We start from the raw sequence: 8,018 nt of genomic DNA on the forward strand, positions 1-8,018 counted from the left end.
CAATTATTTGCATTAGAAAAAGGGTTATAAAATGAAATTAGAGGCATTATTTGATTTGGATCCAAATGTGAAAGTGCGTACCCGTTTTGCGCCAAGCCCGACCGGTTATTTACATGTCGGCGGTGCCAGAACCGCACTTTATTCTTGGTTATATGCAAAACATAACCATGGTGAATTTGTGTTGCGTATCGAAGATACTGATTTGGAACGCTCCACCCCAGAAGCGACGCAAGCTATTTTAGAAGCGATGGAATGGCTGGATTTGGCATGGGAACATGGTCCGTATTATCAAACCAAACGTTTTGATCGTTACAATCAGGTGATTGATCAAATGATTGAACAAGGCTTGGCATACCGTTGCTACTGCACTAAAGAACGCTTGGATGCGTTGCGTCATACACAAGAGAAAAATAAAGAAAAACCGCGTTATGACCGTCATTGCTTGCATGATCACGCCTATCACTCTGCTGACGAACCGCACGTTGTGCGTTTTAAAAATCCGACGGAAGGTTCCGTGGTTTTTGATGACGCTGTGCGCGGACGCATTGAAATCAGCAACAGCGAATTGGACGATTTGATTATCCGTCGCACCGACGGATCACCGACCTACAATTTCTGCGTGGTGGTGGATGACTGGGACATGGGCATTACCCATGTTGTGCGGGGCGAAGACCACATTAACAACACCCCACGTCAAATTAACATCTTAAAAGCGCTCGATGCACCGATTCCGGTGTATGCCCACGTTTCCATGATTAACGGCGATGACGGGCAAAAACTTTCCAAACGCCATGGCGCGGTGAGCGTCATGCAATATCGCGACGAAGGTTATCTGCCGGAAGCGCTCATCAACTATTTGGTACGCTTAGGCTGGGGACACGGCGATCAGGAAATCTTCACCCGTGAAGAAATGATTGAATTGTTCGATTTGCATTCCGTCAGCAAATCCGCCAGTGCGTTTAATACGGAAAAATTATTGTGGTTGAACCATCATTATATTCGTGAATTACCGGCAGACTATGTAGCGAAACATCTGGCATGGCAATATCAGGATCTTGGTATTGACACCGCCAACGGTCCGGCATTAACGGAAATTGTTGCCATGTTGGCGGATCGCTGCAAAACTTTACGGGAAATGGCGCTGGCAAGCCGTTATTTCTTTGAAGAATTCGACGAATTTGATGAAGCAGCGGCTAAAAAACATTTCAAAGCCGGTTCCGTAGAGGCCCTCGAAAAAGTAAAAGAAAAACTGACCGCACTTTCCGGCTGGGATTTACATTCCACTCATGAAGCCATTGAACAAACCGCCGCCGAATTAGAGGTCGGCATGGGCAAAGTGGGGATGCCTTTGCGTGTTGCCGTTACCGGTGCGGGACAATCGCCGTCAATGGATGTCACCCTGGTCGGCATCGGACGCGAACGCGTATTAAACCGCATTCAACGTGCCATTGATTTTATTAAAGCGCAAAACGCTTAATATTTAATCTGATAACATTGAATTGAAAATTTAATATTGACAGACAAAGGGGCGGAATCTATTATAGCCGCCACCTACGGGGATATAGCTCAGTTGGGAGAGCGCTTGAATGGCATTCAAGAGGTCGTCGGTTCGATCCCGATTATCTCCACCAAATTTTATAGCTTTATCAATTAGTTAGTTATTGATAAGGTTTTTTCCTCTTTGTGTTTGTGCCAATTTTGTGGCAAAAAGTTGAACATTGTTGGCGTGGTTTTGTAAATGCTCAACAGATAAATGCGCATATTTTCTCACGGTGTCTGATTTACTCCACCCGCCCAACTCTTGCAGCACATATAACGGCGTTCCCGACATAATGTGTCTTGTCGCCCAAGTATGGCGCAAGTCGTGAAAACGGAAGTCTTTGATTCCAGCTCGTTGTAATGCCGCACGGAACGCTTTAGTGTTTGCAATGCGAACCGGCTTGCCTTTATATGTGAACACGTTTTCTTTGTGCTTGCCAAATTGTGATACAATCACTTCAATAGCTTTGTCGTTTAACGGTACGCCAATGCTATTACCTGTTTTTGATTGTTCCGAATTTATCCAAGCCTGTCTTTTGGATAAGTCAATTTGCGACCATTTTAGCTGGGTGATGTTCGACATTCTTAACCCAGTCAAAATAGCAAATTGAACAATTGGCTTTAAGTGCTCCGGCAATTCTTCTATGAGCCTTATTTCTTCGTGTTGGGTCAACCATCGTACACGTCGTTTGGGTTCAGGTAAGAATTTTATTGCTGGGCATTTATCCAACCAATCCCACTCAACCGCCGCTCTTAATATCACTCTTATCTGCTGCAAAACGGCATTAATTGTTCTTGCCTTAACGCCTTCCTTCGCTTTTTCATATTGGATGAATTTTATTAAAGTGCGGTCAATTTCGTTGAGTTTTTTATCACCAAGATATTTATCAAGCCATACTAACCCGTAAAGCATGTTTCTATCTTGTTTGCGCTTTGGCTTTTCATCAAGCCATTGTACTACGGCTTCCTGCCAGGAATAATTTGGGCGCTCACCAAGTTTAAATACTCGCCAGCATTCGTTATATTCCTTTGAGGCTAATTGCTGCGCTTGATTTTTGTCTGAAGTCCTAGCGCTTCGGCGTACGCGCTCACCATTTGGCGACGTGAACGAGTAATGCCAGATTTCCCCTCTTTTCTTGAGGGAGATGATTTGACGTGACATATATTCTCCTTATGCCCCGCCTCTTGCTCGGGGTGATCTTTATCCTTTTTCAAGAATTTTTCAAGCTCTTCAACATCAAATTTCCATTTTCTGCCGATCTTGTAAGCGGGTATTTCTTCTTTGTTTGCCATCTCCCGTAGTGTGACGGGGTGCATATCAAGGATTCTTGCCGCTTTATCTGTGCCTATTAATTCCATAATTTCTCCAAAAATAAAGCCCATTTGTGCGCTTATTATCTAATCAATATCACGGTTTAATATTTCGCTTATCTTGTCACCTGATTTCTGCTGAATGAAATCATTTATCACTTTATACAATCGCCATTTGTATTTAAGAGGTATATTTGTGCTTGGACCGTTTTTAATTGATATTTCCATTTCGTAGAAATATTGGAACCCACGAATTGTTAATTCTTTTGATTTATGCTGAAGGTAATAACCATCAAAATCCCATTCTTCACTATGCTTAGAAAGGCTAGTGCATAGCTCAAGATATACACCGTTAAGTGGATAGATAAAAGAACATAACCAAGATATAAAATATTTTAACATTTGAATTTCTCCTGTTTTGATAAAAATAAAAAACCGCACTTTCGCGGTCTGTTGTTACTCTTGATACCGTTTACCAGTTAACATCTCAATAACTTGGATTACGTCGTCTTTTGATTTGTAATATCTGCCATGCTCTAGTGCCGAGTGATAATGCTCTTTGGCTCTTACGCTTTTTACGAGCAGCTTTTGGTTTAGACCCGACCCCAAATAGTATAAATATTCTGCACCATCCGGTATCTCGTAGATTGGCTTAGGCAATTCACGTAAAGGCGCCTTAATTGGCTTGGGTTCTCGCCACATGCCGACAATGTCTAAATCTCTACGACTACCGTCAAAATTACCTTTATAATCCCATGCGGCCGCAATCTCTAAGTCTGGTTCGGACTCATAATAACCAAGTAAATCATGACATTTGAACGTTTTTAATTTTTTAAGCAAAAAAGCTTTGTTTCCGCCTTCGAGCACAAAAGCTTCGCCTCCCAGCGCCCGATCTAAATCAAACTGTTCGGGCTTGTCTTGCCAAAGCGAGACAACACATGATAGGTCCTGGTCAGTCCACTGCAACGACCAATCGTCACCTCTGGTGATAATAACCAAATACGGATTATCTCGGTGAGTTTCGCCCACTAACACCAGTTTACACTTATCCCCCGATTGCGTCATACCGTAATTGCCATTTAAAAACGCGTGTTTTTCTTGTTCATTCAACATTTTATTGTCCTTTTTTGAGTAATAAAAAGGCCCTCACGTGGAGGGCTTGGGGTTGGTTAGGGTTGTTTATTTCTTTGGCTTGTATTTGTCTAGATACGATACATCGGCGGGAGTAGCAGGTAGTCCCGCTTTACGGGGCGGCAAACTTTCCAGTAGCTGCGATTCCCACTGTGGGAAAATTATTAGAAACGCTTTGTCTGTATCAACGGACAAAATAGTATCTTTTAAATTTTTTAGGTCTCTAATGATTTCGTCGGCAGTTGATCTGGCTTTATCTATTAATGCCTTGCATCCTTTGCTTTTTAAGAAATCTACCTCAACCCATAAAGAAACGCTGGAATATCCAATAGTTACGCTAACATAGGTGTAAAAATTTAATTTTTGTCCGGTTGCTTTTTCAAGCGTTGATTTGTACCATTCAACAAACCATCGCGGCTGCTCTTTGTCTATTTCGTCCTGTAACTCCTTGCCTATTTGATGCGCATTTTTAATATCAAGAGCTTTAATGATTTTGCTATATATGTTTTCTTTTACTTGTTTACTTAGTTTCATTTTTCCACCTTAATTTTTAATAAAAAAGCCACTTATTCAGCGGCTTTCATAGTTTCTAAAATTTCTTCTGGAGTTTCCGTCACTCGGTAATATGAATTAGCATCCCCGGAACAATGTAAACTTGTCATGCTGTCGTCTCTTGACATGCCTTCAATTAAATCCATGTTTATGAATATGACGCTGTTTATTGTTGATAACTTGATAAAGTTAGCCATTTTTAACCTCAATTTGTATTAAATGTGGAGCGTTTGCCTTGATGAAATCCACTAACTGCGTCGCTAATAGCAGCACGTCGTTTTCCATCTCCGGATAGCGGTAAAATGAAATCTGTGTAACGCTCTTGATGACGCACTTATCCGGTTCCGCTGCCGGGGTGTATTTTTGGAATAAGTTATAAGTAAACTTACTCATACCCAGCCAAGATAAGTAACACCGCCACTGCATTGAGTCGGTGTAATTTTCCGCGTCAATGTATGCAGTGAGCTTGTGATCAAAAACACAGTCGCTTTCCATTGCATCAACTACGCCAACGAATGTAACCAGTTCATCATTTATGCGTTTAGCGATTTCAAATTTGAATTCTTTTATTCGCGGGATGTGAATTTCGGTATCAATTTCGCTAAAATCGAATTTAAAGCCATCTTTCTCAACAAAAGCTAGTGTCATATTTTCATAATCTTCCAAGACCTTATGAAAGGCGGAACCGGCAAGCATAGCTTCATTTGGTATCACTTTCTTTTCGAGATAAGCAATCATTTCTTCAATAGTCGCTTCCTCGTTCTCAAGCCACCGCCGATAGGATTCAAGTTGTGTAGCAGATATGCGGATCATGATTCAATTTCCTCAAATTCTTTTGTTTCGGCGTTGAATTTAAATCCGCTTTTCCGCGCATAGTCCAATAGCAGTTTTTTGTGAAGGTTCGACATATTTGGATCGATTGCAGAATTAAACTGCTCGATTGTCATCAGCTCGCTAAATTTTGCGTGAATATCATCTAATTCCTTTTGCGACTGTACAGCTTCGGCGGATTGTTTGTTTAATCCGTCTTTTACCCTATTAATGACGCCATCAAGGAATTTGGGTTCGGCTTTGAAATTTGGTACCGGAATTGCGTCAAATTGCACTGGATTTTTACCGAACCCGGTAGAGCTTGGGTTAAAATCCAAAACTCTTTTGTTTGTGTCATCAAAGCGCAATCGCCCCATCAAATCCGCCACTTTGTAAATTTCCGTTTTTGAGCTACCTTGTATATCCAAGCGTTCTACGAATTCATCTTTTTGCTGCTGTTCTGTCATGTGAGACAATAGAACAACATCTTTACCAAAACTGCGCAATTGTGTTAGCCATGAACTGAATGCGTGTTTTAGTGCGCCGTAACCTTGTTGCGTTAACTCACCACCGCCGCGCGTTGTTCCTTTAACATTACGCCGAACAATATCTGCCGTTAAAATATCCAGCGCGCGCCCCACGGTATCAACAATAATTGTGTCGTAAGTTGCTAAGTCGTCTTCGGTAATGTTTGTTACATCAGACCAACTATCAACCTGCACGGTATCTTTGCGGAATTGTGAGCGATAAGATCCGTGATCAAAGTCGAGTAGTAATGGTCTTGAAGCTGTAAATGCGGTTGAGGTTTTGCCTGCCCCCGGGGGAGCGTATAAACAAACAATAATATTTTTAACCTCGATCGGTTGTGCTGATGAAATAATTTTCAGTGCCATATTGACTTCTCCTAATAAACTTTATTTTCTAACTGTTTTCTTGCCACAAACTCAATCGCATTATCGCGTAAGGTTTCTAACTTATCCCACGCGCCGGCGCCGATAGCTAACCATTGGAGGTTTAAATCATCGTCGCTAGTGGAGATTGCGTTGTTGATTGCGTCAATCAGCACTTCATCGCCGTTGCGGGCTTGTTCGTCGATTCGTGCTTTTTCGGCTTCAAGTTCGGCTTCGTAACGTTCGCCTGCTTCAATTCGTGCATGATATTCAGCCTCACGTCGATTTTCCCATGCCGTTTGTAATCCGTTCATAGTTAACCCTCAAACAATCCGCGCACCATGCAGGCACTAATCGCGGTTTCTTGGTTTATCATCGACACTCCTAAAATATCAGCTTTGGGATAAGACGTTAAAAACGCTTCTACTAATTCGGAGAGTGCATTAAACGCATCCGTTTTCGTTTTTTGAATTCTCGTTCGCCGTTCCACAATTTTTGTTTTTGTGTCGATAATTAAGCCTCTAAATCCGCCGTCATTTGGTAAAACTTCTAACATATACTTATTTGCCATTTCGTTTCTCCTGTAAAAGTTCGGTATGTTTCTCTAAATAAATTAGACTTTCGGTTGTTAAATTCGGCTGGGCGTCTCCATATTCGGCTATCCATTCGGCTTTGGCCTTAGCCTCCCAATCGGTGGAGATTTGCTGACCCATACCGTTATCGCAATAATCTGTTGTGTTATCTGCGTGAGCGGTTATAGTGATTAATGCAACGGCGTATAACATCATCACGCCGGTGATAATTGCTATAAGTGCGGTTGTAATAATTTGTTTCATAGTAGTTTCCTTGTTAGTTAAAAGCTGAATTTGAGGTGTGAAAATCCGCCGCAGGCTTAAAAAGTGCGGTCGGATTTTGTGTTGTTTTAAATGTCGGTATCGACCCTGCCGAAGATTTTTTCGTTAAAGCTGCGGATATGCTTCAGTACGCGCCAGTTTGTTTCTGGATCTGCTTCAATGTCGACGGTGATACGTTTCACGACTTCGTTGAAGCGGCGTAGTGTGTTGCGATATTCAACAGCATTATCTCTTGCTTCGACGGCGAATTTTGAACCGATGGCAGCAAGCGGGCTGTAAAGCTCGTGCAGCAGGTTGTTGTTGCGTCGGAATGCGAAGCACGCCCAAGCGACGGTTTGCAGTTCATATTCCGTTAGCGTGACGGTATATGTCTTCTCCGGTTGCGGCAGGGCAAGTTGTTTCGGCTGTTGGGCTTCGCGGTCTAAAATATCCAGCACCCAGCGGCGGAAGTCTTTGGCTACTTTGGTGTGGCTTAACATGCCGATGAGGTGTGCGCCGCGCAAGGAGAAGATGCGCACTTTTTGGATTCCGCCATTTGTCCGCATATCAATAAGTGCGGTCATTTGTGGGGTGAATTCGTCGGCGTGGCGGTCGTAGATATTTTTGACCGACTTAAAAGGATCTGAATAGCCTAATGCTTTTCCAATCTCTGTAACCGTTAGCCAAATTTGATTGTTTTGATGAATAGCCGAAAGAGTTGTGCTTTGAAAAGTTAATGTAGTCATTCTGACTGTCTCCGTGTTTAAGTTTTAAAACTTCATCACGAGTAACGCCAATTACTGGTGATGAACTGATCAAGGTTGGCGTACCGTAACACGGTGTAAACGGCGATCTTTCGATCCCTCAACCAGTTCATCATTGACTACTTTTGAAAGGGGGGTATCAAATTGATGTACCCCTTTAAAGGGTTTGATTTGCTGATTTTCGGCTA

At 42.3% G+C, this 8,018-nt stretch carries 13 protein-coding genes and 1 tRNA gene; 2 read left to right on the top strand and 12 right to left on the bottom strand.

The features are described 5' to 3' along the window. Positions 1 to 31: 31 nt before the first annotated feature. Positions 32 to 1,477 (top strand): glutamate--tRNA ligase, encoded by a 1,446-nt coding sequence (gltX, locus tag A3CS_RS0106555; RefSeq protein WP_005547624.1) that lies wholly within the window; start codon positions 32 to 34, stop codon positions 1,475 to 1,477. A 78-nt stretch (positions 1,478 to 1,555) separates the two neighbouring features. Further along, positions 1,556 to 1,631 (top strand) — tRNA-Ala (locus A3CS_RS0106560). Positions 1,632 to 1,654: 23 nt separating this feature from the next. Here A3CS_RS0106560 and A3CS_RS0106565 read toward each other — a convergent pair. From A3CS_RS0106565 to A3CS_RS0106620, 12 genes are all read right to left on the bottom strand, one after another. Next, the gene (locus A3CS_RS0106565) at positions 1,655 to 2,689 is read right to left on the bottom strand and encodes a tyrosine-type recombinase/integrase (protein ID WP_233112506.1); all 1,035 of its coding nucleotides are present in this window, start codon (positions 2,687 to 2,689) and stop codon (positions 1,655 to 1,657) included. Next, positions 2,575 to 2,922 (bottom strand): helix-turn-helix domain-containing protein, encoded by a 348-nt coding sequence (locus A3CS_RS1000000112270; protein WP_015971209.1) that lies wholly within the window; start codon positions 2,920 to 2,922, stop codon positions 2,575 to 2,577. Before A3CS_RS1000000112270 ends, A3CS_RS0106565 begins: the two co-directional genes overlap by 115 nt. A 15-nt stretch (positions 2,923 to 2,937) precedes the next feature. Continuing rightward, a complete protein-coding gene (locus A3CS_RS0106575) occupies positions 2,938 to 3,252 on the bottom strand; it encodes a hypothetical protein (protein ID WP_015971210.1) in 315 nt (104 codons plus the stop codon). 54 nt (positions 3,253 to 3,306) lie between these two features. Then, entirely contained in the window at positions 3,307 to 3,963 is a 657-nt protein-coding gene (locus A3CS_RS0106580) for a hypothetical protein (RefSeq protein ID WP_019518340.1), read from the bottom strand. 66 nt (positions 3,964 to 4,029) lie between these two features. Next, complete coding sequence (locus A3CS_RS0106585; protein ID WP_015971212.1) at positions 4,030 to 4,515, bottom strand: hypothetical protein; 486 nt, start codon at positions 4,513 to 4,515, stop codon at positions 4,030 to 4,032. Between the two features lie 32 nt (positions 4,516 to 4,547). Then, positions 4,548 to 4,730: a hypothetical protein gene (locus tag A3CS_RS0106590; protein ID WP_015971213.1), complete on the bottom strand. Its 183-nt coding sequence runs from the start codon at positions 4,728 to 4,730 to the stop codon at positions 4,548 to 4,550. Next, a complete protein-coding gene (locus tag A3CS_RS0106595; protein WP_015971214.1) occupies positions 4,723 to 5,346 on the bottom strand; it encodes a hypothetical protein in 624 nt (207 codons plus the stop codon). Before A3CS_RS0106595 ends, A3CS_RS0106590 begins: the two co-directional genes overlap by 8 nt. Further along, entirely contained in the window at positions 5,343 to 6,236 is an 894-nt protein-coding gene (locus A3CS_RS0106600; RefSeq protein WP_015971215.1) for an ATP-binding protein, read from the bottom strand. The genes A3CS_RS0106595 and A3CS_RS0106600 overlap by 4 nt, the downstream gene beginning before the upstream one ends. 11 nt (positions 6,237 to 6,247) lie before the next feature. Beyond that, positions 6,248 to 6,547 (bottom strand): hypothetical protein, encoded by a 300-nt coding sequence (locus tag A3CS_RS0106605; protein WP_015971216.1) that lies wholly within the window; start codon positions 6,545 to 6,547, stop codon positions 6,248 to 6,250. Positions 6,548 to 6,549: 2 nt separating this feature from the next. Continuing rightward, on the bottom strand, positions 6,550 to 6,804 hold the full coding sequence (locus A3CS_RS0106610) for a hypothetical protein (protein ID WP_015971217.1): 255 nt from the start codon (positions 6,802 to 6,804) through the stop codon (positions 6,550 to 6,552). After that, positions 6,794 to 7,069 (bottom strand): hypothetical protein, encoded by a 276-nt coding sequence (locus A3CS_RS0106615; protein ID WP_015971218.1) that lies wholly within the window; start codon positions 7,067 to 7,069, stop codon positions 6,794 to 6,796. Before A3CS_RS0106615 ends, A3CS_RS0106610 begins: the two co-directional genes overlap by 11 nt. Positions 7,070 to 7,155: 86 nt before the next feature. Further along, positions 7,156 to 7,812 (bottom strand): P22AR C-terminal domain-containing protein, encoded by a 657-nt coding sequence (locus A3CS_RS0106620; protein ID WP_015971219.1) that lies wholly within the window; start codon positions 7,810 to 7,812, stop codon positions 7,156 to 7,158. Between the last annotated feature and the right edge of the window lie 206 nt (positions 7,813 to 8,018).

The organism is Aggregatibacter actinomycetemcomitans DSM 8324 (assembly GCF_000372365.1).
Lineage (GTDB): Bacteria > Pseudomonadota > Gammaproteobacteria > Enterobacterales > Pasteurellaceae > Aggregatibacter > Aggregatibacter actinomycetemcomitans.

What these genes read in the sequence shown, in the direction of transcription:
- gltX (WP_005547624.1), top strand. Translation starts at nt 32, where the DNA reads ATGAAATTAGAGGCATTATTTGATTTGGATCCAAATGTGAAAGTGCGT.
- A3CS_RS1000000112270 (WP_015971209.1), bottom strand. Translation starts at nt 2,922, where the DNA reads ATGGGCTTTATTTTTGGAGAAATTATGGAATTAATAGGCACAGATAAA.
- A3CS_RS0106575 (WP_015971210.1), bottom strand. Translation starts at nt 3,252, where the DNA reads ATGTTAAAATATTTTATATCTTGGTTATGTTCTTTTATCTATCCACTT.
- A3CS_RS0106580 (WP_019518340.1), bottom strand. Translation starts at nt 3,963, where the DNA reads ATGTTGAATGAACAAGAAAAACACGCGTTTTTAAATGGCAATTACGGT.
- A3CS_RS0106585 (WP_015971212.1), bottom strand. Translation starts at nt 4,515, where the DNA reads ATGAAACTAAGTAAACAAGTAAAAGAAAACATATATAGCAAAATCATT.
- A3CS_RS0106590 (WP_015971213.1), bottom strand. Translation starts at nt 4,730, where the DNA reads ATGGCTAACTTTATCAAGTTATCAACAATAAACAGCGTCATATTCATA.
- A3CS_RS0106595 (WP_015971214.1), bottom strand. Translation starts at nt 5,346, where the DNA reads ATGATCCGCATATCTGCTACACAACTTGAATCCTATCGGCGGTGGCTT.
- A3CS_RS0106600 (WP_015971215.1), bottom strand. Translation starts at nt 6,236, where the DNA reads ATGGCACTGAAAATTATTTCATCAGCACAACCGATCGAGGTTAAAAAT.
- A3CS_RS0106605 (WP_015971216.1), bottom strand. Translation starts at nt 6,547, where the DNA reads ATGAACGGATTACAAACGGCATGGGAAAATCGACGTGAGGCTGAATAT.
- A3CS_RS0106610 (WP_015971217.1), bottom strand. Translation starts at nt 6,804, where the DNA reads ATGGCAAATAAGTATATGTTAGAAGTTTTACCAAATGACGGCGGATTT.
- A3CS_RS0106615 (WP_015971218.1), bottom strand. Translation starts at nt 7,069, where the DNA reads ATGAAACAAATTATTACAACCGCACTTATAGCAATTATCACCGGCGTG.
- A3CS_RS0106620 (WP_015971219.1), bottom strand. Translation starts at nt 7,812, where the DNA reads ATGACTACATTAACTTTTCAAAGCACAACTCTTTCGGCTATTCATCAA.